This window comes from Acidovorax sp. 22279 (genome assembly GCF_052045435.1).
Lineage (GTDB): Bacteria > Pseudomonadota > Gammaproteobacteria > Burkholderiales > Burkholderiaceae_C > Acidovorax > Acidovorax delafieldii.
The window spans coordinates 141442-163343 of sequence record NZ_JBQEOV010000013.1; the positions used below are offsets into that span (position 1 = coordinate 141442).

The window sequence follows — 21902 nt, forward strand, 5'->3', positions numbered from 1 at the left end:
GCTTGCGCCCGCGAGACGGGGCCGAGCGCAGCGCAGCGAAGCAATGGCCCGTGTGGATGTCCGCTCCCGGGGTTCCCTTCTGGATGCGCCTGGGGCGCGCAGGGCGCGGGGTGGCATGTGTGCCGAAGGACACACATGCTTCGTGAACTGACTCACCGCAGTTGTTCGAGCGAAGCGCCGCAGGCGCGCAGCGAGTTCTGCGGTGCACCCCGTGACCGAGCACCCCAGGTTGCCCCGTAGCGAAGCGAAGGGGTCGCAGACAGTAGGGTCGCCCTTTCTTTGGTGACTTTCTTTCGGCGACGCGAAAGAAAGTTACTCGCACGCCGGGCGACTCCCGGCCTCCGCCCTGAATCCAAGCATGCCTCTCAAACCAGCGCGCGCCGGCTCATACAGGATCAGCTCGAACGCTCGTAGATAACCAGAAACTACAAAAACAATAGCTACCAGCGCTTAACGGATAAGCGCCAGAGCCAAAAAAGACTTCAAAAAATCAAACCCACCCCGCATCCACCTTGAACTCCTGCGCCGTACACATCGCCGCATCATCCGACGCCAAAAACAACACCATCCGCGCAATGTCATGCGGCCGCAGCTTGTCCGGCAAACACTGGTTGCGCGCCAGCTCCTTCTCGCCCTCGGCATCCAGCCACAGCTTGATCTGCCGCTCCGTCATCACCCACCCCGGCGACACCGTGTTGATGCGGATCCGGTCCTGCCCCAGCGTCTTGGCCAGCCCGCGCGTGAGGCCGTTCACCGACGACTTGGCAATGGCATAGCAGGGGTAGCCCGTGCCCTTGCCCTGCCAGCCCGTGGAGCCCAGGTTGATCACCGAGCCCGCGCCCAGCCTGCGCATGCCGGGCACCACGGCCTGGATGGCGAAGAAGGCGGGGCGCTCGTTGATGGCCATGCGCTCGTCGTAGTACTCGGGCGTTACGGATTCGAGCGTGTGCCGGTCATCGCTGGCCACGTTGTTCACCAGCACCGCAAAGTCGCTGCCCAGCTCGGCCGCCGCTTCGGCCACGCAGGCCTGCAGGGCGTTCACATCGCGCACATCACACACACGCCACCAGGGGCGGGGCAGGCCTGCGTCGGCAATGTGCTGGGCCAGGGCTTCGCTGGCATTGCGCGCCACGTCCACAAACGCCACGCGGGCACCTTGCTCGGCAAACGCCGCCACGATGGCAGCGCCAATGCCGCTGCCGCCGCCCGTCACAAACACGGCGCGGCCTTGCAGGCTGGGGAATTTCGCCAGGCCCTGGGGGGCGCCGGTGGCGTCGGTCGAGGAAGATGAGGGGGCAAAAAGCTGTGTCATATCAATATTGCAATCAATCAATGGCAAAAAAAATCATTTCAAGCATCAATTGGCGTTGATAAGATGCCGCTCGTCAAGTGCCTGGCGGCAGGCCGATGCAAAAAAACGACCGGAGACAACCAACGTGCGCCCTTCGCTGGATACCCCCATCCCACCGTCCAGCGGCGCGTCCGCCTCTGCTCCCACAACAACCGGCGCCGTGCGCTGCGTGGTCGCACTGGGCAACGCACTGGGTGAGGGGGTGATGTGGTCCGTGCGCGAGCAGGCCGTGTACTGGGTGGACATCCTGCAGCGCGAGCTGCACCGCTGGGACCCGGCCACCAGCGCCCACCAGCGCTGGACGTTTGACGAAGAGATTTCTGCCATTGCCGAACGCGCGCACGCCCCCGGCTTCATCGTCACCCTGCGCCGGGGTTTTGCACTGTTCGACCCCGCTGCTGACATCGCCCCGCGCTACCTGCACCAACCCGAGCCAGAGCGCACAGGCAACCGATTCAACGACGGCAAGTGCGACGCCCAGGGCCGCTTTTGGGGCGGCAGCATGGACTTTGCGTGCGAGGCGCCCACGGGCGCGCTCTACACCTACACCGCCAGCGGCGACTGCGTGCGGCACGACGATGGTTTTGCCGTGACCAATGGCCCCACCTGGGCCCCTACCGCGCAAGGCACGGCCATGTTTTTCAACGACACGGTGCAGGGCACCACCTACCGCTACCGCTGCGACCCAGCCACAGGCACCGTGAGCGACAAGACCTTGTGGAAGCGCTGGCCCGCAGCCGACGGCGTGCCCGACGGCATGACCACCGATGCGCAGGGCCGCCTGTGGGTGGCGCACTGGGGCGGCGGCTGCGTCACCTGCCACGACGCCGACACGGCGGGCGAGCTGGCCCGCATCCCGCTGCCCGTGAGCCAGGTCACCAACTGCGCCTTTGGCGGTGCGGACCTGTGCACGCTGTACATCACCTCGGCCCGCACCGGCCTCACGCCCGAGCAGCTCGCGGCCGAGCCGCTGGCCGGGGCACTGTTTGCCGTGGACATCAGCACGCCCGGCCTGCCCGCGCATCTTTTCGGCGGCTGATGCCGGCCCCGCGCGCAGCAGCGAGACCCATGGCTCCGCCTCCTTTTTTCTCCATCCCGCAGAAAGCACACCGCCCATGACCGAGGCCTCTTCATCCCACCCCATCGTCTGGCTGCACCACGCGGGGCAGCACCTGGGCCTGGTGCCCACACTGGGTGGCAGCGTGGCGGCCTGGCAGATCGACGACCCGCAAGAGGCTGATGCACGCATCGACCTGTGGCGGCCGTGGGATGGCGCCACGCCCGACCTGTACCAGCTCGCGTCCTTCGCCATGGTGCCCTGGTCCAACCGCATCAGTGGCGGCGGGTTTGAGCATGCAGGGCAGTTCCACCCCATGCGTCCCAACCGTGTGGGCGAGACGTACCCCATCCACGGCGACGGGTGGCTGCAGCCCTGGCAGATCACCCAGCCCGCGCCCGACACGCTGCAGATGCAGCTGCGCTCCGAGCGCTTTGACGGCAACCCCTACGAGTACGAATGTGTACAGACCTTCCGCCTGGTGGAGGGCGGCCTGGACCAGTCGGTGCAGGTGCGGCACCTGGGCGCGCAGCCGCTGCCCTACGGCCTGGGCTTGCACCCCTGGTTTCCGCGCACGCCCGGCACGCGCATCACGGCGCCGGTGCAGGGCGTGTGGCTGTGTGGCGACGATCCCTTGCCCACAGAGCACACGCAACAGTTTCCGCCCGGCTGGGACTTGAACACCGGCGCGCCCGCCAATGGCGGCCTGATCGACAACGCCTACACCGGCTGGGGTGGCACCGCGCAGATCGACTGGCCCGAGCGCGGGCTGCGCCTCACCGCGCACATGCCGGACTTTGACAAGGACGGCGGCGCGGCCCACCACTACTGCCTGGTGTACCGCCCGCCACAGGGCCCGGCGTTCTGCTTTGAGCCCATCACCCAGCCCATCGATGCTTTCCACCAACCGGGCCAGCCCGGCCTGCGCAGCTTGGCGCAGGGCGAGGTGCTGGCGATGAACGTGTCGTGGCGGTACGGGGCGTTGTGAGCGCCCTGGGGGCGCCCCGGAGTGGGTTTTTAGAGAAATCAGCCGGTAGCGCTAGTGAATCATGCGCTGGCAGCTATTAAATCGATAGTGGATCAGATCACCCGGAACCCGTGGGTGCCGTCGCGCCCCAGTTGTTCCACCAGCCCGAACTCCCAGTCCAGGTAGGCCTGCATCGCCTCGCGCGGGCTGTCGGTGCCTTCGTACGGGCGGCGGTAGCGGTCGATGCGTGGCGAGGCCAGGCGCGTCTCGCCATGCTCCAGCGGCAGGCCTTGGGCGATCCAGGCCAGCGTGCCACCCTCCAGCACCACCACCTCGGCGCCACCCGTCAGGCGGGCCAGGTCCTGCGCGGCATAGCGTGCCAGCAGGCTGCTGCCACAGGTCAACACATAACGCTGCGCTTTGGGAATGCTGGCCACGGCCTGCGCCAGTTGCGAGCGGATCACGAACCACGCGCCCGGGATGTGGCGCTGCACATAGTTGGCGCTGGTGGTCAGGTCCAGCACGGCGGTGTGGCCGGGGCGCTCTTTGCTTTCTTCGTTCAGCCAGGCCGCCAGTTGCGCGGGCGTGACCCAGGCAATGGGGCCTTCGGGCTCGGGCACGGTGTTGGCCACGGCGCCGGTCTCGCTGAAGTCGGCGGCGGGCGCCCCGTCCAGCACCCACACGTCCCAGCCCATCTGCGCCAGCCACGATGCGCTCATGTTCGCGCGCACCCCGTCGTCATCCACCAGCACGATGCGCGCGCCACGCACGGCGGCGGTGTGGTCGGTCTCCTGCACCAGCTGGCCGCCGGGCGTGTTGCGAAAGCCGGGCAGGTGGCCTGCGGCAAATTCTTCGGGCGTGCGCACATCCAGCAGGTAGGTGGTGCGCTGCGCCTCGGCCCCAAAGCGCGCCAGGTCGGCGCGGGTGGCGCGCTGCACGCCCGCGCGGTCGGCCACGCTGCGCGCCTGCTGGGGCGCGCGCTCGCGGTCGGCATGCACGGCGGGGTCAAAGCGGCGGGTGGCGCCGCGCTCCAGCATCTGGCCGGCCAGCAGCCAGCCGATGGTGCCGTTGCGCAAGGCCGCCACCGGGTTGGGGATGCCCGCGTTCACCAGCGACTGCGTGCCGATGATGCTGCGCGTGCGGCCCGCGCAGTTCACGATGATCTGCGTGGCCGGGTTGGGCGCCAGTGCCTGCGCGCGCAGCACCAGCTCCGCGCCGGGCACGCTCACGCCGGTGGGGATGTTCATGGTGTGGTACTCGTCATACCGGCGCGCATCCAGCACCACGACATCGGCCTGGGCGTTGATGAGCGCCTGCACCTCTTCGGCCGCCAGCGAGGGCGTGTGGCGCTCTGCCTCCACCAGCTCGCCAAACGATTTGCTGGGCACGTTCACGTCGATGAACAGCTCGCCGCCCGCATCGCGCCAGCCCTGCAGGCCACCGGCCAGCAGCGTCACCTGCGTGTAGCCCAGCTGCTGCAGCTTGCGCGCGGCGGGCTCGGCCAGGCCTTCGCCGTTGTCGTACACCACGATGAAGGTGTCGCGGCGCGGAATGCGCGTCCACGCATCCAGCTCGATCTTGCCGGCGGGCAGGTTGGCGGCGAACAGCGGGTGGCTCTGGGCAAACGGGTCTTCCTCGCGCACGTCGAGCAAGGCGATTTCCTGGCGGGCGAGCAGAGCCTCGCGAACCTGGTGGAACGAAGTCTGGGGCAGGGCGGGAGCGGTCATGGTCTTGGTGTTGGGTCGGATCGGCTTCAGGCAGCCGGTGCAGGGTTTTTGGACAGGTCCCAGAGGTTGGGCAGGGTACTGTTGCTGTAGCCCGAGATGAACGGCTTGCGCGTGCCGTCCTCCAGGTACACGCTGCGCTGCACCGCGCCAATGTTGGCGCCGTACACGTGGATGCTGATGGAGGTGTGGCCCTCCCACGCGTTGCTTACGCGGTGCACATCGCCTATGGCAGGGGCGTTGGGCGAGACGGCCTCCACCTGGCCCGGCTGCAGCCGCACGGGCGCGCCCTGCGGTGCCCAGCGGCCGTCGGGCGTGCGGGCATAGGCCTGCGAATCCTCAGCGCCGCGCAGCATGCCGATCAGGCCCCACACGGTGTGGTCATGAATGGGCGTGGCCTGGCCCGGGCCCCACACAAAACTCACGACCGAAAAGCGCCCCAGCGCATCGGCATGCAGCAGGTACTGCTGGTAGCGCTCGGGGTGGGGCTGGGCATAGGTGTCGGGCAGCCAGTCGTCGTGGGCCACCAGCGTGCGCAGCAGCGTGGCGCCCTGGGCCAGGGTGTCGGGCTCGGGCAGGCGCTGCTCCACCAGCGCGGCCAGCTGCTGCACAAAGTGGCGCAGGCGGGCGGTGTGGGGGGCGGAGGGGGACGTGGGTGGGGTCGATGGGTTGGGCAATGCACTCATGCCCGGTATTGCACCAGCGCCCGGGCTGCCCGTGTGTTGCGTGTTTTGCATATGCATCCCTGTTTTTCTTCGTTCTGTTGCGAGGCGTCTTTCAGTTCAATGCCAATCCATCGTAACGGCGGTGCGGACCGGCTCGCAGGCATCCACAGGAATTCACGGGCAATCGCAGCGCCGATCAGGATTTGACAACCAAAAGGGCACAACATGAGCAAGCTTCAAAACCAAGGTGGGGTGGGAGGGCGCTGGACGCGCCGGCAGCTGTTGCAGACAGCGGGCGCGGCCAGCGTGGTGGGGGCGTCGAGTGTGGTGGGCAGCCACGTGCTGGCCGCCGGCAAGCTGCGCGAAGTAAAGCTGGCGTGGAACGCCAACGCCATCTGCCTGTCGGCCGCGCCGGTCGCCATCGAGCGCGGAATTTTTGAAAAACATGGCCTCAAGGTCGAGCTGATCAACTTTGCGGGCTCCACCGACCAGTTGCTGGAAACCATCGCCACCTCCAAGGCCGACGCGGGCCTGGGCATGGTGCACCGCTGGATCAAGCCGCTGGAGTCGGGCTTTGACGTGAAGCTGGTGGGCAGCTCGCACGGCGGCTGCTCGCGCCTGGTGGGCTACGAGGCGGCGGGCGTGACCAGCCTGCAAAAGCTCAAGGGCAAGACCATTGCGGTGTCGGACCTCAACAGCCCCGGCAAGAACTTCTTTTCGGTGCTGCTGACCAAGGCCGGGCTGAACCCTGAAAAGGACGTGACCTGGCGCCAGTTCCCCGGCGACATGCTGGGCCTGGCGGTGGAAAAAGGCGAGGCCCAGGCCATTGCCGATGGCGACCCCAACCTGCTGCTGATCCAGCGCCGCACCAAGGGCCTGGTGGACCTGGCGTCCAACCTGTCGGGCGAATACGCAGCCAAGACCTGCTGCGTGCTGGGCGTGAGCGGCGCCATGGTGCGCAACGACAAGGGCACGGCAGCCGCGCTGACCCGCGCCATCATCGAGGCCTCGGACTTCGTGGCCGACAACCCCAACGAAACGGCGCGCATCTTCAGCCCGTATTCCAAGGTGCCGCAGGAGGACCTGCGCGCCGTGCTGGGCACGCTCACGCACCGCAGCCACCCGGTGGGCACGGCGCTGCGGCAGGAGATCGAGTTCTATGCCCGCGACTTCAAGCTGGTGGGCGTGCTCAAGCCCGGCACCGACCCTGCGCGCTTCGCGGCCCACGTCCACGCTGACGTGCTGGCCTGAGCCTCCTCCCATTCCGTGCAAGGACCCTCTCCATGAGCACTGTTGCCGACAACATCCTGGGCGCCCCGCCGGGCATCAGCCCCAAGCCCTCGCAGCCCCCGCTGCGTGCGCCCAGCCCATCATCCGGTGCGCCCCGTGCTGCGGGTGCGCAGCCTGCCACCGCGCCTGACTTCAAGGCGGCCAAAGCGGCCCAGGGGGTCTGGTGGGCGGGGCTGGCCGCCGCCGTGGCTTGGGCGGGGCTGGCCTTGCTCACGGGCCTGTGGCCCAACAAGCCAGCGGGTTTCAGCGAATGGGCGTTTACCGAAGAGTTCGCCTGGGGTGCGGGTGGGGTGTCGGCACTGCTGCTGGCGCTGACCGTGCTGGCCCGTCCGCTGGCTGCCGTGGTGCGCCGCGTGCGTGCGGCCGGACCGTGGCTGGTGGCCATTGCCGTCGGCCTGGGGGTGTGGGAGGTGTTCACCGCCAAGCTGGGCACGCTGCCGCCGCCCTTCTTTGCACCGCCCCAAAGCCTGGTGGAGGTGTACGCCACCGACTGGCCGCGCCTCCTGGAGAGCGCGGGCGCCTCCATCCGCCTGTTGGCGCTGGGCATTGCGATTGGAGCAGCGGCAGGTTTTGTCACGGGCGTGCTGATCGGCTGGTCGCGCCAGGCCAGTTACTGGATCCACCCGGTGCTGCGCATCCTGGGCCCGGTGCCCACCACCGCGCTGCTGCCGGTCAGCTTCTATTTCTTTCCGTCCAGCTGGTCCACGGCGATCTTTTTGATTGCGCTGGGCACGGCCTTCCCGGTGGCCATCCTCACCTGGTCGGGCGTGGCCGGGGTGCACAAGAACTTTTATGACGTGGCCCGCACCATGGGCGCGTCGCCCTGGTTTCTGGTGCTGCGCGTGGCCATCCCGGCGGCGCTGCCGCAGGTGTTTGTGGGCCTGTTCATGGGCCTGGGCGCGGCGTTCTCCACCCTGGTGGTGGCCGAGATGCTGGGCGTGAAAGCGGGCCTGGGCTGGTACCTCACCTGGGCGCAGGGCTGGGCGGCGTATCCCAACATGTATGCGGCGCTCATCGTGATGGCGCTGTTGTTCTCGGGCGTGATCACGCTGCTGTTTGTGCTGCGCGACAGGGTGCTGTCGTGGCAGAAGGGGGTGGTGAAATGGTGAGTTCCGCGACGGTTCCGGAAATCTCCACGGCGGCCAGTGTGACCGGCGCACGCATTGACGTGCGCAATGTCAGCCACTGGTTTGACCTGCCCGCAGGCCCGCTGCACGTGATCGACGAGCTGGACTTGTCCATAGCACCCGGCGAGTTCGTGGCCCTGCTGGGCCCCAGCGGCTGCGGCAAGAGCACGCTGCTGCGCCTGGTGGCGGGGCTGGAGCCCGCCACCACCGGCGAGCTGCTTCAGGATGGCGCCCCCATCACCCAGCCCGACCCGTCGCGCATCGTGGTGTTTCAGGACCCCACGCTGTTCCCCTGGCGCACGGTGTGGGACAACGTGGCCCTGGGCCTGCAGGCGCGCGGCATCCTCAAATCCCAGCGCCACCGCGTGGACGAAGCGCTGGCCCTGGTCGGGCTGCAGGACTTTGCCAAGGCCTTCCCGCACCAGCTGTCGGGCGGCATGGCGCAGCGCGTGGCGCTGGCGCGTGCGCTGGTCAACGACCCCACCTTGCTGGTGCTGGACGAGCCGCTGGGCAAGCTCGACTCGCTCACGCGCCTGTCCATGCAGACCGAGCTGGTGCAGCTGTGGCAGCGTGCGGGTTTCTCGGCCTTGCTCGTCACGCACGATGTGGAAGAAGCGCTGTTCATGGCGCAGCGTGTGGTGGTGTTCTCTGACCGGCCTGCGCGCGTCAAGCAGGTGCTGGTCAACGACCTGCCGTACCCGCGCCACCGGGGCGACCCACGCTTGGCGGCCCTGCGCCACGAGGCGCTGGCGTTGCTGGGGCTGGACGCCAGCTGGTAGCCGCCGCCTTGGCCTGGTTGTCGGTGCCGCCCGAGTGGCTGGCCGCTCTGCTCGAAGGCCTGCAGGCCACCCAGCAGGGCCTGCGCGCGCTGCTGCATGTGGTGGGCCTGACGCCCGATGTGCACGGCCAGCCCGCCTGGCCGTTTGCGCACCGTGTGGCCGCCGAGATGCTGGTGGTGGATGCCGGCCACGCGCGGCGCGTGCTGCTGTCGCTGCTGTGTGTGGGTGTGGCGCTGCTGGCGCTGGCGGTATCTGTGGCGTGGCGGCGCGGCCGCAAGCCGCTGTGGTGGCTGGCCGCTGCACTGGTGGTGTTTGCGCCCTGGCCCCATCGCCACCTGCTGCTGACGCCCGCCGTGGCCACCAGCCTGCACCAGTCACCCACGGGCTTCACTGCGCAGGGCATCGTGCGCGGCCAGGCGGTGTACCAGCAGCATTGCGTGCGCTGCCACGGCGCCAGTGCCAACGGCGAAGGGCCCGATGCAGCCCGGCTGGCCATGTGGCCGCCCAACCTGAACGGCGCGCTGCTGTGGAAGCGGCTGGATGGCGAACTCTTCTGGCGTGTGCGCCACGGCATGCAGGGCCGCAACGGCGCGCAGACCATGCCCGGCTTTGGCACCACGCAGCTCACCGACGCCCAGGTGTGGGAGGTGCTGGACTACCTGCAAGCCCATGCCGCGGGCCAGATGCTGCGCGAATCGGGCACCTGGGACCGCCCCGTGCGCCTGCCCGACGTGGCCGTGCTGTGCCGCCAGGGGCGCCAGCACACGGCGCGCAGCCTGGTGGGGCAGCGGCTGCGCGTGGTGCTGCCAGGCAGCGGCAGCCCCTTGCCCGCCGATGACCCACGCCTTGTCTCGCTGGTGGTGGCGCACCCCGGGCCCGGCGCGCCGCACACTCCCGATGCTGCTGCCGCCGATGCGGAATGCCTGACCACCGATACCGCAGCGCCGTTGGCATTGGCCCTGGTGCTGGGCATTCCCGCCAGCGACCTGCCCGGCCACCAGCTCATCGCAGACCGCGCGGGCTGGCTGCGCGCACGGGGCCAGCCGGGCAAGGCCGCATGGTCGGAGGACGATCTGGTCTGCCGCACTGCGCCAGCGGCCCAGCAGCTGCCTTCTGCCGATGTAGCTGCCAACGCTGCGGGCGATGGCCTGCAGGCGCTGATTCGCCGCATGGACGCAGAGCCCGTGCGGCTGGTGCGGGGCGGTTTCCCGCACTGACAGCGCCCGCCACCAGCGTGTTGCCACCGGGCTGCGAGCGAACGCCTGGGTCGCGTTCAGATTGCTCTCAAAAGGATAGCGGCCAGCGCTTTATCGACTAGCGCTTGAGGCCATTTTTCCTTAGATATGCAGCGCAGGGGGCTCCCGCCCGGTGCCACCCTGCGCTACGCCTGTCCGTGCGACGCCACACACAGCTTGTTGCCGTCCGGGTCCCGAAAATACGCGCCGTAGTAGTTGGCGTGGTACTCGGGCCGCAGCCCGGGGCGGCCCTCGCACTGGCCGCCCAGGCTCAGCGCCAGCGCATGGGCCGCGTCCACCTGGCTGCGCGTGGCGGCCATGAAGGCCACCATCAGCCCGTTGCCAGGGTGGGGCACCTCGCCGTTGAACGGGCGGGCAATCACAAAAAGCGGCCGGGGGCCGGGGGTGGACTCCCAGCCCGCCCAGGGCCGCTCGGCTTCGCAAAAGCGCTCCTGAATGCCCAGCGAGGCCAGCACCGGCCGGTAGAACGCCAGGGCGCGCTCGAAATCTGTGATGCCAACAAAAACGTGCGAGAGCATGGTGGGTTGGGTCCTTTCTGGATGCGAAGTGGGCTGGCCATTGTGAGGAGTGAGGAGCGAGGAGCCAGCGGTCAGAGGCCAGAGGCCAGGGCCAGACGTGCAGGTCGGCAACGCACTGGCCGACCATGCCGACGCTGGCGGCCAGGCGGCGGAGTCTGGATGACAACCCGCCACAGCATAGCGGCGCGCACGGCGGCGGTGCACCCCATCGCCGTGCACAGCGGGGCCTATGCGCCGCACAACTTTGCAAACGCGTTTTTCTTCGTTGGCGCGCGCCAGGGGCAGGCAGATCATGGCTGCAGTCCCGCACGCGTGACGTTGCCAACCATTCACCCCACCTTGTTTCACCCCATCGCCACAGGAGCCCGCTATGCCCGTCCAGTTCATCGGCATGATCCAGCCGCACGAAGTCTCTGAAACCATCGCCCGCAAGGGCCCGGCGGTGGACCCCGCCTATGTGCGCGTGTTTGCCCAGGCGCACGAGCACGCGGGGTTTGACCGCATCCTGGTGCCTGCCAGCTCGTCCAGCCCCGACACGCTGCTGACCGTCACGTACGCGGCATCGGTCACCGACAAGATCAAGTTCCTGCTGGCGCACCGCCCCGGCTTTGTTGCGCCCACGCTGGCCGCGCGCCAGCTGGCCACGCTGGACCACTACACCAACGGCCGCCTGGCCGTGCACTACATCAGCGGCGGCTCGGACGAAGACCAGCAGCGCGATGGCGACTTCCTGAACCACGACGAGCGCTATGCGCGCACCGACGAATACCTCACCGTTCTGCGCCGCGTGTGGGCCGAAGACAAACCCTTTGACCACGAAGGCACCTACTACCGCGCCAAGGGCGTGGTGTCGGAAGTCAAGCCCCTGCAAGGCCAGCGCGTGCCCATCTACTTTGGTGGCGCCTCTGCACCCGCGCTGCAGGTGGCCGGCAAACATGCCGACGTGTACGCGCTGTGGGGCGAGTCGCTGGCCCAGGCGGGCGACCTGGTGCGCCGTGTGCGCGCCGAGGCCACCTTGCAGGGCCGGCATGTGGACTTCAGCATCTCGTTCCGCCCCATCCTGGGCAAGACCGAGGACGAAGCCTGGGCCAAGGCCGAACGCATTCTGGAAGACACGCGCCGTTTGCGTGTGAGCCAAGGCTACTCGCGCGGCGTGGGCCCGCAGCAGAGCGAAGGCGCGCAGCGCCTGCTGGCCGACGCCGCCAAGGGCGACCGCGTGGACGAACGCCTGTGGACGGCCATTGCGCGCGAGCTGGGCGGCCGGTCCAACTCCACATCGCTGGTGGGTACGCCCGAGCAGGTGGCCGACGCACTGCTCAAGTACTACGACCTGGGCATCACCACCTTCCTGATCCGTGGCTTTGACCCGCTGGTGGACGCCATCGAGTACGGCCGCGAGCTGCTGCCCCTGGTGCGCGCCAAGGTGGCAGAGCGCGACGGGCAGCAGACACCGGTTGCGCCCGCCGCGCTGCGCAAGGCCGCCTGAGCGATTGGCTGCCTGGCGCCCCGGCCTGGATCGCGCCCTGGCCTGGATCACTTCCGGGCTGGGCGTTGCCGCTAACGCAGCGGCCTCGCCCGTGCGGTTACCCCGCCACGCGCGCCAGAACGTCGCGGGCTTGCTCGGCGGTCACCACGGGGCCGCCAGCAGGCGCCATCCAGGCCACAAACTGGTCGGGCCGCACCAGCACCAGCGGTGCGCCATAGCGTGCGGGCTCGGTGCCTTCGCCCCCGTCGCCACAGTCCACCAGCCGCAGCGGAAGGCCCAGGCCCGCCGCGGCCTCGCGAAAGGCCTGCACTGAGGTCGCATGCGCGCCGTCGCCACCCACCACCAGCAGCGAAAATCCTGCGCCCAGCTCTTCAAACACGTTGCGCCCGCTGGGCAGCGTGGCGGGCGCCAGGTGGTGGCCCGGCCGCGCCGTGAACTGGTGCGAGCCCTTGGCGCTGGTGGTGCGGCCCTCGCTGCCCCACACGATGCCCGAGCCCTCGTAGTGCGGCTCAAACGCATGCACCTCGCCCACTGCGCCCTGGGCGCGCGCTTGCCACGCGGCCTCAAACGCGGCCCGGTCGCGCGCCGGGTCGTAGGTGTCCAGGAACTCCTTGTCGGTCTCGATGGACCGCGCAATGAAGTCGTTGATGGTGGACGCAAACACCGGGCGCCGCTCGGCGTCGTACGAGTCCAGAAGGCGCTCGCCGCCCCAGCCTTGCAGCGTGGCGGCCAGCTTCCAGCCCAGGTTGCGCGCGTCTTCCAGGCCCGAGTTCACGCCATAGCCGCCGTAGGGCGGGTGGCTGTGGGCGGCATCACCCGCGATGAACACCCGGCCCTTGCGATAGCTGTCGGCCAGCATGAAGCGCAGGTCCCAAAAGCCGATGTGCTCAAACTCCACTTCAAACTCCGCGCCTACCGCCTCGTGCAGGTAGGCGGCAAAGTCAAAGTTGTCCTTGGTGGTGCCTGGCGGCACCGGGGCGTGAAAGAACCAGGTGCTGCCCAGGTCCACCCGGCCCAGAAACTTCCAGTAGCCCTTCAGCTCGGGCTGCAGCACGTTGTAGTAAGACTTGCCGGGGTAGCGCTCCAGCAGCTGGTGCAGGCCTTGCGACTTGAACACCAGCAGCACCATCATGCGGTCGTGGTCGGTGCGGGTGTGGGTGATGCCCGCCTGCTCGCGCACCACCGACCGCGCCCCGTCCGACCCCACCACATAGGCGCCGCGCAGCACGCGCTGGGCCTTGCCATCGCCGCGTTGCTGGATGGTGACGGACACGCCCGCATCATCTTGCGCCACGGTGCTGGTCTCCCAGCCGTAGAGGGTCTGCACCGACGGCAGTTGCGCCACGCGCTGGCGCAGCACCGCCTCGGTGGCGTACTGCGGCAGCCGCTCGTTGGCCGTGAAGTAGTAGGGCTTGACGAGGTCGCGCTGCAGCCAGTCGTAGCTGTAGGGCCCCAGCAGCGTACCGTGTGCGGTCAGGCCGCCAATGCCGTATTCCACCGGGATGGTGCGCGCCGCGCGCAGCTGCTTTTCGGCACCCCAGAAGTGAAAGTGCTCCATGGTGCGCTGCGTGAGGTTCTGCCCCTTGGGGATGGGCTGGGGCTGCACATAGCGCTCCACCACGATCACGCTCACGCCGCGCTGGCCCAGCTCAATGGCCAGGCCCATGCCGACGGGGCCGCCGCCCACGATGATCACTTCGGCGTCTTGCTGCGGCGCCACGGTTGCTTGCTGGTTCATGTTGTTGGTTTTGTTCGATTCGGTTCGGTACGGGTCGCGATGCGGGGTTGCGCAGTGCTGTGCTGCGCTGCGCGCTGCTGTGTGGTGCGGGGCGAGTCGTAGTTACTCGGCGGTGATGCCCTGGGCCTTGATGAGATCGGCCCAGCGCTTGGCGTCCGCCGTCACCAGCTTCTGGAAGGCGTCTGGCGAGCTGTGGGCGGGCGTCATGCCCTGGGTCTCGAACGACTTGGCCACGGCGGGCGAGGCCAGCACGTCGCGCAGCTCGGTGTTGAGCCGGTCCACCATGGCGCGGGGTGTGCCTGCGGGGGCAAACACGCCGTACCACATGTCCACGTTCAGGTCGCCCAGCTTCAGCGTGCCGAGTGACGGCACCTCGGGTAGCAGCGGGTGCGGCGTGTCAGAGCTGATGGCCAGCGCCTTCAGCTTGCCCGCCTTCACATGCTGCAAGGCCACGTGGATGGGCAAGAACATCGCGTCGATCTGCCCACCCAGCAGGTCCGTTACGGCCGGGGCGGTGCCCCGGTAGCTGATGTGGGTGAGCGAAATCTTGGCCCGGTTTTTCAGCAGCTCCATCGCCAAGTGATGCGGCGTGCCCGCACCGGGCGAGCCGTAGTTGAGCGAGCCGGGCTTGGCCCGGGCGCGGTCCATCAGGTCCTTGAGCGATTCGATCTTCGACCCGGCAGACGCCACCAGCAGCAGTTGCCCCCAGCTCGTCTGGCTCACCGGCACCAGGTCCGTCAGCGGGTTAAAGCCCTGCTTGGGGTACAGCGCCATGTTCATCACCAGCGTGTTCACGCTGACCAGCAGCGTGGTGCCGTCGGGCGCAGCGCGCACCACCTCTTGGGTGCCGATGATGCCGGACGCACCCGCCTTGTTCTCCACAAAAAACGGGCGCTTGAGCCGGTCAGATAGCGGCTGCGCAATCTGCCGCGCAATCAGGTCAATGCCCGTGCCGGGCGTGAACGGCACCACCAGCCGCACCGGTGCATCAGCACCCGTCTGCGCCCAGGCCCTGGGCGTGGCGGCTGCAGCCGTGGCGGCCAGCGCGCCCAGCACCAGGCTGCGGCGTTGGGGGGAGGGCGGGTGCGCGTTGGCACGCAATGAAGGCTGATCGAACATGGGGCTTGTCTCTTTAGTCGTTGAAAGGGCGTTGCGGGTCGATTACAACGACACTCTTGACATTGATCAAACGGAAAATTCTGATGAATTCTTCATCAAAACTGATGAATGTCAGCACCCGCCAGCTCCACGCTTTTCTGGAGGTGACGCGCCTGCAAAGCTTTGCCAAGGCGGCCGAGCAGGTGCACCTGTCGCCCTCGGGCATGAGCATGCTGGTCAAGGAGCTGGAGGACCAGGTGGGCGCCCGCTTGTTTGACCGCACCACCCGGTCGATCACGCTGACCGAGGCCGGGCGCCGCCTGCAGCCCGTGGCCGAGCGCGTGGTGGGCGAGCTGCGCGCCCTGGGCGCCGTGCTGGATGGCAACGAGGCCGCCGTGCGCTCGCGCCTGCTGGTGGCGGCCACGCCCATGATCTCGGCCAGCCTGCTGCCCGAGGTGATTCGCGGTTTTGCGCAAAGCCACCCCGGTGTGCAGGTGCAGCTCAGTGATGTCGAGGTGGGCACCGTGCGCCAGCGCGTGCTCGACGGCGAGGCCGATATCGGGTTTGGCTTCTTCGTCAAACCCGCCGTGGGGTTGTCGCGCCAGCCCTTGTGCAAGTTCCGCCTCATGCGCATCAGCCCGCCCGATGCGGCGCACACCAGCGGCCAGCTGTCCGACAGCCAGCCCTGGAGCCGCCTCAAAGACGTGCCCTTGGTCAGCCTGCCGTCGGGCAACCCCATCCAGGTGGTGATTGAAAAGCAGCTCTCCCGCCTGGGCCTGGCCCACCAGGAGCGCCCCCGCATGAACCTGATCGGCACCCTCATCGGCATGGTGCGCGCAGGCCGTGGCAGCGCCATCGTGCCCTCGTTCGCGCTGGAAGAATGCCTGCGCCAGGGCCTGGGCGTGGCCATGCTGCGCGAGCCCGTGGTGCACCTGGACCTGTACCTGGCCTACCGCCGGGGCACGCAGCAGCAACCGGCGGCGATGGCGTTTGCCGAGGCGTTGCGGGAGGCTGCGGTGCGGTTGCCTGCGTAGTCGGGCGAGCCCGGAGAGTCCATTCAGCCTGCTTTATCTATTCTTTTATCTATTCAATTTTCCATTCAAACGGCGTATCCTTAGGCCATGCCCTCCGCCGCCCAGACCTACGCCAACGCCATCCGCCCCCTCCTGCGCACCGGCCCCGCCAAGGGACAGGCGCTGGCCCAGGCGCTGCAGGTCAGCCAGCCCACCGTCTCCCGCGCACTCAGCGCGCTGGGTGACGAAGTGGTGCCTTTTGGCGCCGCCAGATCTATTCAATACACGTTGCGCGATCCCCAGCGCGCCGACCTAAAGGCGACCGTGTACCGCGTCACCCCCCAGGGCGCGCTGGAAACCCTGGGCACCCTGGTCCCGGTGTGCCCGCAGGGCTTTGTGATGGTCGAGGCGGGCGGGGCCCGGCTGCACAGCGACGGCCTGCCGTGGTGGATTTTTGACATGCGCCCGCAGGGCTACCTGGGGCGCGCCTACTGCCAGCGGCACGGCCAGCGCCTGGGCTTGCCCGAGCGGCTGGGCGACTGGAGCGACACCCACGCGCTGCGCGCCATCCTGGACCAGGGCGACGACATGCCCGGCAACCTGCTCATCGGCCCCACCGCGCGCGACCAGTTCGTCAACGCGCCCGACCCCGTGCCGATTGCAGCCGCGCAAAAGCTGCACACCTACGCCCAACTGGCCGACCTGGCCGCACGCGGCGAAGTGGCGGGCTCGTCAGCCGCCGGCGAGCAGCCCAAGTTCACCGCCTACGCAGAGCAAGCCGATGGCACCGCCGCGCACGTAATGGTCAAGTTCACTGCAGAACTCGACACCCCCGTCAGCGCCCGCTGGCGCGACCTATTGCTGGCCGAACACATTGCCCTGCAAGTGCTGCGCGACCACGGCGTGGCTGCCGCGCAGTCAGTGACCTGGACGCACGGCACCCAACGGTTTCTGGAGGTGCAGCGGTTTGACCGGCTGGGTGCGCGCGGGCGAAGGGCACTGCATTCCTTCGCGGCGCTGGACGCCGAGTTTGTCGGCAGCGGCGGCAACTGGCCGGTGATCGCCAGAGCGTTGCTGAAGGAGGGTGTCATCACCCCCCAAGCCGTTGACACGGCCTGCCTGCTGTGGGCGTTTGGCACCCTGATCGGCAACACCGACATGCACAGCGGCAATCTGTCGTGCTTGTCAGAAGGGCGCAGGCCTTACGAACTGGCGCCTGCGTATGACATGACGCCCATGGCGTTTGCACCCACGGCGGGGGGAGGTTTGCCGAACCGGGCGCTGGAACTGACGGTGGGGGAGCAGGTCAGTGCGGCGGCGTGGAAAGAGGCGCTTGCGATGGCGCAGGTGTTTGTTCGGCGGTTGGAGGGCGACCAAGGATTCAGTGCGGGTTTTGACGGGTGCAGAGCCGAGTTGCTGCGCCATGTGAGGGTGGCGGCTGCGCGTATTGGGCGGCTTGCGCTTTAGGGTAACAACAGGCGGGGCGCGCAGTTGAGGCCGACGCGATGCGCTTGTGAAGGCTGAACACTTCAGGGCTGGAGCATGCTTTTGAGGCAGATTGAATGCTAAATATTGCGATGAAGTTTGATACATATGTGGTACTTGCTATGAGGTTGAGAGCGAATGCTCTTCTCTGTTCCTCTGCGTGTAGCAGCGCAAGGGCCGAAAAATAGCGCACTTCGAACCCGTCATACGCTAACTTTGAGTGCAGACCAAACGATAGACTTGTCCCCCTATGACGCATGCCCTCTACCGAGACCACCCGATTCGCGCCCTGCTTGCTCAGATTCTCGATATGGAAGGGCGTGAAGAATTCGTCGACCCTTCGGTGGCAGAGAACGAGCCGATTGCGTTCGCGCGTGACAAGGTATTTGGACTGACGCGTCTTATTGCGTCTTTGCTCGACACAGTGCCAGCCACGCTGGCAAGCAGCGTAGCAATCTCAAATATGCAGGCACAGCTTCAGCAGCCGGTCAGCGAGTTGTCCAACTTTCTAGCTAACCGCAACTCTGGGCATATCGTCAATGCTGCGGCGCAGTTTGATCAGAACGTCATGCCTCTTCTTTGGGGTTTGCCCCAGCAGATCGACTCAGTGGGGGAAGAGTCGCTGTCGGCGATTGTGGCGAAGCAAGCCCAAGCGTCGGTTGAAACAGTCCGGCAATTGAACGCTCAACGCACGGAACTCGAAAGTAGGTTCGCTGCCATCCGTGCGCAAGCAGATTCGCTCACTAATCAGTTGCAGTCTCAAACAGATGCTGCGACACGCGAGCGTGCTGAGGCCATGGCAACGGTGGCGAATCTGCAGAAGGAGTTTGCAGACAGGGAGATTGAGCGCGGAAAGAACTTTGAAGCTGCAGCGGAGAGGCAGCGGCACGAAGGTAGGGCTGAAATCGAAAAGCTGAGCAATGAGGTCAAGAGGTTATCCGATGAGCACAAGGTGGTCTTTGACTCTCTAGTAGCTGATCTTGGAACACAAACCACTGACCTTCTGAAGCAGATCGATACCAAGCGGCAAGAGGCAGCTCGTATTGTTCAGGTGGTTGGCAATATTGGCGTGACCGGAAACTATCAGCAGATCGCCAATGCCGAAGCCAAAGATGCAAACTTCTGGCGCTGGGCGACGGTCATCTTTTTTGGAGCGGGAATTTCGTTGGCCGGTATGACCTTCTATAAGTTCTGGCATGAACCGCTGAGTACAGAGAGTCTCCTTTCCGTCGCTATCAGGTTGCTATACGCAATTGCAATTACGGCACCAGCTTGGTACACGGCCCGCGAATCAGCGCGGCATCGTTCAAATTCCGACCGCGCTCGCCAGACTGAACTAGAGCTCGCCTCGATTGGCCCGTTCATCGAGTTGATGCCTGAAGAGAAGAAGGTTGAGATACGTGAGGCGTTGACGAAAAGCTACTTTGGCCGACAGGTTGAACCCCATGAGGTCAGTTCGCCCTTGGATGTCGGTGGCATCAAAGATCTTGTGATCGAAACAATTAAGGCTGTTCGCAAGTAGTGTGCGAGCACGAGAAATGTGTTTCGGTCTCGAATGGAATGCGAGCTTCTAGTGATCAGGAACTGCGTCTTGACCTTTTTGGCCGATTTGGGCCCACACTTCGCCACCTCACCCCACAGCCCTCATTCCCACCAACCCCGGCATCGCCCCCCGCATCGCCTCCAAAAACAACCGCAGCCTTGCCGGATAAAACCGCGCATACGGGTACACCAAGTACACCGGCAGCGGCGCCGCGTGCCAGTTGGGCACCAAGTGCAGCAAGTGCCCCTGCCGCACATCGTTGTCCACGATCCATGCCGATGAAATGCACGCCCCCAGTCCGGCCAGGGCGGCGCTGCGCAGGGCGTACAGGCTGTCGGTGGCCAAACGGGGCGTGATGCCGAAGGTGTGGGCTTCGCCGCCGGGCTCTTGGGTCAGCGTGACCTCGCGGCGGTAGAAGGTGCTCAGGGCCAGCCAGGGCAGCGGCTGCAGGTCTTGTGCGTGCTGGGGCGTGGGGCGCCCGGCCATCAGCGCGGGGGCGGCCAGCACGATGCGAGGCACCTCGGCCAGGCGCACAGCGACCACGCTGGGGTCGTCCACCGCGCCGACCTGGATGGCGCAGTCGATGCCTTCGGCGATGAAGTTGGGGCGGCGGTCGTGCAGCATCCATTCCACGTCCACCTCGGGGTAGCGGCGCAGGTAGGCCATCAGCGGGGCGATGAACTGGTCTTGCCCAAAGGCGTGCGGCGCCAGCACACGCAGGGTGCCGCGCGGGGTGTCGGCCGTGCCGCGCAGGTCGTCTTCCATGGCGCGCCAGTCTTCCAGCAGGGCCTTGGCGTGGGCAAAGCAGCGGTCGCCGTCTTCCGTCAACTTCATCACATGGGTGGAACGCTGCAGCAGCTTGATGCCCAGGCTGCGCTCCAGCGCCTGCAGGCGGCGGCTCACGGTGGGCTGGCTGGTGCCCAGTTGCTCGGCGGCGGCAGACAGGCTGCCGGCCTCGACGATGCGGACAAAGGTCTGCATCAGCTCGATGCGGTCGGCGCCGGGTTGCAGGGCTGGCAGGGTGTTGGTCATACGCCAAGCGTATAACGAATCTGCAATTCAGCCTACTACCCAACGCGGCGGTGGGCTAGAACAATCGCACCATTCCTTTTTAACCAATGGTGTTGTGATGCCTTCCATTCAAAACGTGCATGCAAGCGGTGCAGCGGGGCTGGCCCCGGTGGCGCCGCCTGCGGAGGGGGCGGTGAGTGCGCCGCTCTTGTTGCTGCTGGCGACTACGGCGGGGCTCAGCGTGGCGTCGCTGTACTACAGCCAGCCCATGCTGGGCGTGCTGGGGCCCGATATGCAGGCCGACAGCCGCGTGGTGGGGCTGGTGCCCACGCTCACGCAGCTGGGGTATGCGCTGGGCATCTTGCTGCTGGCGCCGCTGGGTGACCGGTTTGACCGGCGCCGCATCATCGTCATCAAGTCCATCGCGTTGATGCTGGCCCTGCTGCTGAGCGGCCTGGCGCCCGGCATGGGCGCGCTGCTGGCGGCCAGCCTGGCCGTGGGCCTGGCGGCCACGGTGGCGCAAGACGTGGTGCCCGCCGCCGCCACGCTGGCCCCGGCCTCACAGCGCGGGCGCATGGTGGGCACGGTGATGACGGGGCTGCTGCTGGGCATCTTGCTGTCGCGCGTGGTCAGCGGCTTTGTGGCGCAGCAGTGGGGCTGGCGCACGGTGTATGTGGCGGCTGCAGTGGCCATTGCGCTGCTGACGGTGGCGGTGTGGCGCGGGCTGCCGCGCTTTGCGCCCACCACGCAGATGGGCTACGGCGCGCTGATCGGGTCGATGGTGGCGCTGTGGCGCCAGCACGCAGCGCTGCGCCGCGCAGCCTGGGCGCAGGGGCTGCTGGCCGTGGGCTTCAGCGCGTTTTGGTCCACGCTGGCGGTGATGCTACACAGCCAGTTCAACCTGGGCACGGCGGCGGCAGGTGCGTTTGGCCTGGCCGGGGCGGCGGGTGCGCTGGCTGCACCGCTGGCCGGGCGCCTGGCCGACAAGCGTGGGCCTGAGGTGGTGACGCGCTATGGCGCCGGGCTGGCCGCCGTGTCGTTTGCGGTGATGGCGCTGGCGCCACTGCTGCCTGCGCAGGCCCAGCTGGGCTTGATTGTGGTCAGTGCCATCGGCTTTGACTTTGGCGTGCAGGCCACACTGGTGGCGCACCAGACCATCGTCTACGGCATCGACCCTGCAGCGCGCAGCCGGCTCAATGCGCTGCTGTTCACCGGCATGTTCATCGGCATGTCGGCCGGGGCGGCGCTGGGCAGCCTGGCGCTGGCGCAGTGGGGCTGGTTGGGGGTGGTGGGCTTGGCCACTGCGGGGTCGCTGGCGGCGCTGGCGGTGCGCATGGGGCTGCGCTGGGGCTGATTTGGGGAGAAATATGGCTTTAGCGTTAGTAAATCATGTGCTGGCAGCTATACAAATGAGAGCGAAATCCGCGCAAGGCAAGGGTTACGCTTTTTGCAGCAAGCGGTCTATCCAAACCAGGCAAGCTAGACCCAAGGGGCCAGACAGCGCCACATAGCCCAGCGAGGCGACCAGTTTGGCCCACCGCGAGTAGCGTGGCAGGTTAGTGATGACATACAGCCCGGGGATGAAGATGAACAGAGCCAGTATGGCGGCCACTGCCGGGGGAGGGGCCCCAAGCCAGATCATCACCAAAGGCGGCACCCACAAAGGGGCCAGCAGCGACGCCCAGCGAAATGAAGCGCCTTCCAGAACATAGGGAGGCAGACCCCAGCCCGCTTCCCTGGGGCTGAGGTCATCTCGCGACGCGGAAGGACTGCCGCCTGCCCACCGGCCGCATC

18 protein-coding genes are annotated in these 21902 nt (G+C 67.2%); 11 read left to right on the forward strand and 7 right to left on the reverse strand.

The genetic code is table 11. From position 1 onward, the window contains the following. Positions 1 to 490 precede the first annotated feature (490 nt). On the reverse strand, positions 491 to 1312 hold the full coding sequence (locus ACTJKQ_RS17690) for an SDR family NAD(P)-dependent oxidoreductase (RefSeq protein WP_440597593.1): 822 nt from the start codon (positions 1310 to 1312) through the stop codon (positions 491 to 493). A 124-nt stretch (positions 1313 to 1436) separates the two neighbouring features. Here ACTJKQ_RS17690 and ACTJKQ_RS17695 point away from each other — a divergent pair, with 124 nt between their 5' ends. Both ACTJKQ_RS17695 and ACTJKQ_RS17700 read left to right on the forward strand, forming a co-directional pair. After that, a complete protein-coding gene (locus ACTJKQ_RS17695) occupies positions 1437 to 2390 on the forward strand; it encodes an SMP-30/gluconolactonase/LRE family protein (RefSeq protein WP_440597594.1) in 954 nt (317 codons plus the stop codon). 76 nt (positions 2391 to 2466) lie between these two features. Beyond that, positions 2467 to 3396 carry an aldose 1-epimerase gene (locus tag ACTJKQ_RS17700; RefSeq protein WP_440597595.1) on the forward strand — a complete coding sequence of 310 codons (930 nt, stop codon included), beginning with the start codon at positions 2467 to 2469 and terminating at the stop codon, positions 3394 to 3396. Positions 3397 to 3488: 92 nt separating this feature from the next. Here the strand turns inward: ACTJKQ_RS17700 and ACTJKQ_RS17705 are convergent, their stop codons facing one another. Beyond that, entirely contained in the window at positions 3489 to 5102 is a 1614-nt protein-coding gene (locus ACTJKQ_RS17705) for a rhodanese-related sulfurtransferase (RefSeq protein WP_440597596.1), read from the reverse strand. Between the two features lie 26 nt (positions 5103 to 5128). Continuing rightward, complete coding sequence (locus tag ACTJKQ_RS17710) at positions 5129 to 5785, reverse strand: cysteine dioxygenase (RefSeq protein ID WP_440597597.1); 657 nt, start codon at positions 5783 to 5785, stop codon at positions 5129 to 5131. A 204-nt stretch (positions 5786 to 5989) separates the two neighbouring features. Here ACTJKQ_RS17710 and ACTJKQ_RS17715 point away from each other — a divergent pair, with 204 nt between their 5' ends. The 4 genes from ACTJKQ_RS17715 to ACTJKQ_RS17730 are packed head-to-tail and all read left to right on the forward strand — an operon-like array spanning position 5990 to position 10177. Continuing rightward, positions 5990 to 7015 (forward strand): ABC transporter substrate-binding protein, encoded by a 1026-nt coding sequence (locus tag ACTJKQ_RS17715; RefSeq protein WP_192421283.1) that lies wholly within the window; start codon positions 5990 to 5992, stop codon positions 7013 to 7015. A gap of 32 nt (positions 7016 to 7047) precedes the next feature. Next, positions 7048 to 8163 (forward strand): ABC transporter permease, encoded by a 1116-nt coding sequence (locus ACTJKQ_RS17720; protein WP_440597598.1) that lies wholly within the window; start codon positions 7048 to 7050, stop codon positions 8161 to 8163. Next, a complete protein-coding gene (locus tag ACTJKQ_RS17725; protein WP_440597599.1) occupies positions 8157 to 8960 on the forward strand; it encodes an ABC transporter ATP-binding protein in 804 nt (267 codons plus the stop codon). Before ACTJKQ_RS17720 ends, ACTJKQ_RS17725 begins: the two co-directional genes overlap by 7 nt. 8 nt (positions 8961 to 8968) lie before the next feature. Then, positions 8969 to 10177: a c-type cytochrome gene (locus tag ACTJKQ_RS17730; RefSeq protein WP_440597600.1), complete on the forward strand. Its 1209-nt coding sequence runs from the start codon at positions 8969 to 8971 to the stop codon at positions 10175 to 10177. 164 nt (positions 10178 to 10341) lie between these two features. Here ACTJKQ_RS17730 and ACTJKQ_RS17735 read toward each other — a convergent pair whose 3' ends face one another. Further along, a complete protein-coding gene (locus ACTJKQ_RS17735; RefSeq protein ID WP_056067560.1) occupies positions 10342 to 10734 on the reverse strand; it encodes a VOC family protein in 393 nt (130 codons plus the stop codon). A gap of 370 nt (positions 10735 to 11104) precedes the next feature. Here ACTJKQ_RS17735 and ACTJKQ_RS17740 point away from each other — a divergent pair, with 370 nt between their 5' ends. Beyond that, positions 11105 to 12220: an LLM class flavin-dependent oxidoreductase gene (locus tag ACTJKQ_RS17740; RefSeq protein ID WP_056744351.1), complete on the forward strand. Its 1116-nt coding sequence runs from the start codon at positions 11105 to 11107 to the stop codon at positions 12218 to 12220. A gap of 97 nt (positions 12221 to 12317) precedes the next feature. Here the strand turns inward: ACTJKQ_RS17740 and ACTJKQ_RS17745 are convergent, their stop codons facing one another. Further along, positions 12318 to 13958: an FAD-dependent monooxygenase gene (locus ACTJKQ_RS17745; protein ID WP_440597601.1), complete on the reverse strand. Its 1641-nt coding sequence runs from the start codon at positions 13956 to 13958 to the stop codon at positions 12318 to 12320. 102 nt (positions 13959 to 14060) lie between these two features. Then, the gene (locus ACTJKQ_RS17750) at positions 14061 to 15077 is read right to left on the reverse strand and encodes a tripartite tricarboxylate transporter substrate binding protein (RefSeq protein ID WP_440597602.1); all 1017 of its coding nucleotides are present in this window, start codon (positions 15075 to 15077) and stop codon (positions 14061 to 14063) included. An 83-nt stretch (positions 15078 to 15160) separates the two neighbouring features. Between ACTJKQ_RS17750 and ACTJKQ_RS17755 the strand changes: the two genes are divergently transcribed. The 3 genes from ACTJKQ_RS17755 to ACTJKQ_RS17765 all read left to right on the forward strand — a co-directional run bounded on the left by ACTJKQ_RS17755 (position 15161) and on the right by ACTJKQ_RS17765 (position 19076). Continuing rightward, entirely contained in the window at positions 15161 to 16090 is a 930-nt protein-coding gene (locus ACTJKQ_RS17755; protein WP_243415726.1) for a LysR family transcriptional regulator, read from the forward strand. A gap of 87 nt (positions 16091 to 16177) precedes the next feature. Further along, the gene (yjjJ, locus tag ACTJKQ_RS17760) at positions 16178 to 17536 is read left to right on the forward strand and encodes a type II toxin-antitoxin system HipA family toxin YjjJ (RefSeq protein ID WP_440597603.1); all 1359 of its coding nucleotides are present in this window, start codon (positions 16178 to 16180) and stop codon (positions 17534 to 17536) included. Between the two features lie 268 nt (positions 17537 to 17804). Further along, positions 17805 to 19076, forward strand: coding sequence for a hypothetical protein (locus tag ACTJKQ_RS17765; RefSeq protein WP_440597604.1), 1272 nt, complete (start codon positions 17805 to 17807; stop codon positions 19074 to 19076). 108 nt (positions 19077 to 19184) lie between these two features. Here the strand turns inward: ACTJKQ_RS17765 and ACTJKQ_RS17770 are convergent, their stop codons facing one another. Then, positions 19185 to 20129, reverse strand: coding sequence for a LysR family transcriptional regulator (locus ACTJKQ_RS17770; RefSeq protein ID WP_440597605.1), 945 nt, complete (start codon positions 20127 to 20129; stop codon positions 19185 to 19187). Positions 20130 to 20226: 97 nt separating this feature from the next. On the opposite strand from ACTJKQ_RS17770, the gene ACTJKQ_RS17775 reads away from it, so the two are divergent. Beyond that, complete coding sequence (locus tag ACTJKQ_RS17775) at positions 20227 to 21462, forward strand: MFS transporter (protein ID WP_440597606.1); 1236 nt, start codon at positions 20227 to 20229, stop codon at positions 21460 to 21462. Positions 21463 to 21902 lie beyond the last annotated feature (440 nt).

Excerpts from the sequence above, each read along its gene's own strand:
- ACTJKQ_RS17690 (WP_440597593.1), bottom strand. The coding sequence starts at position 1,312 with ATGACACAGCTTTTTGCCCCCTCATCTTCCTCGACCGACGCCACCGGC.
- ACTJKQ_RS17700 (WP_440597595.1), top strand. The coding sequence starts at position 2,467 with ATGACCGAGGCCTCTTCATCCCACCCCATCGTCTGGCTGCACCACGCG.
- ACTJKQ_RS17705 (WP_440597596.1), bottom strand. The coding sequence starts at position 5,102 with ATGACCGCTCCCGCCCTGCCCCAGACTTCGTTCCACCAGGTTCGCGAG.
- ACTJKQ_RS17710 (WP_440597597.1), bottom strand. The coding sequence starts at position 5,785 with ATGAGTGCATTGCCCAACCCATCGACCCCACCCACGTCCCCCTCCGCC.
- ACTJKQ_RS17715 (WP_192421283.1), top strand. The coding sequence starts at position 5,990 with ATGAGCAAGCTTCAAAACCAAGGTGGGGTGGGAGGGCGCTGGACGCGC.
- ACTJKQ_RS17720 (WP_440597598.1), top strand. The coding sequence starts at position 7,048 with ATGAGCACTGTTGCCGACAACATCCTGGGCGCCCCGCCGGGCATCAGC.
- ACTJKQ_RS17725 (WP_440597599.1), top strand. The coding sequence starts at position 8,157 with ATGGTGAGTTCCGCGACGGTTCCGGAAATCTCCACGGCGGCCAGTGTG.
- ACTJKQ_RS17735 (WP_056067560.1), bottom strand. The coding sequence starts at position 10,734 with ATGCTCTCGCACGTTTTTGTTGGCATCACAGATTTCGAGCGCGCCCTG.
- ACTJKQ_RS17740 (WP_056744351.1), top strand. The coding sequence starts at position 11,105 with ATGCCCGTCCAGTTCATCGGCATGATCCAGCCGCACGAAGTCTCTGAA.
- ACTJKQ_RS17745 (WP_440597601.1), bottom strand. The coding sequence starts at position 13,958 with ATGAACCAGCAAGCAACCGTGGCGCCGCAGCAAGACGCCGAAGTGATC.
- ACTJKQ_RS17750 (WP_440597602.1), bottom strand. The coding sequence starts at position 15,077 with ATGTTCGATCAGCCTTCATTGCGTGCCAACGCGCACCCGCCCTCCCCC.
- ACTJKQ_RS17755 (WP_243415726.1), top strand. The coding sequence starts at position 15,161 with ATGAATTCTTCATCAAAACTGATGAATGTCAGCACCCGCCAGCTCCAC.
- yjjJ (WP_440597603.1), top strand. The coding sequence starts at position 16,178 with ATGCCCTCCGCCGCCCAGACCTACGCCAACGCCATCCGCCCCCTCCTG.
- ACTJKQ_RS17765 (WP_440597604.1), top strand. The coding sequence starts at position 17,805 with ATGACGCATGCCCTCTACCGAGACCACCCGATTCGCGCCCTGCTTGCT.
- ACTJKQ_RS17770 (WP_440597605.1), bottom strand. The coding sequence starts at position 20,129 with ATGACCAACACCCTGCCAGCCCTGCAACCCGGCGCCGACCGCATCGAG.
- ACTJKQ_RS17775 (WP_440597606.1), top strand. The coding sequence starts at position 20,227 with ATGCCTTCCATTCAAAACGTGCATGCAAGCGGTGCAGCGGGGCTGGCC.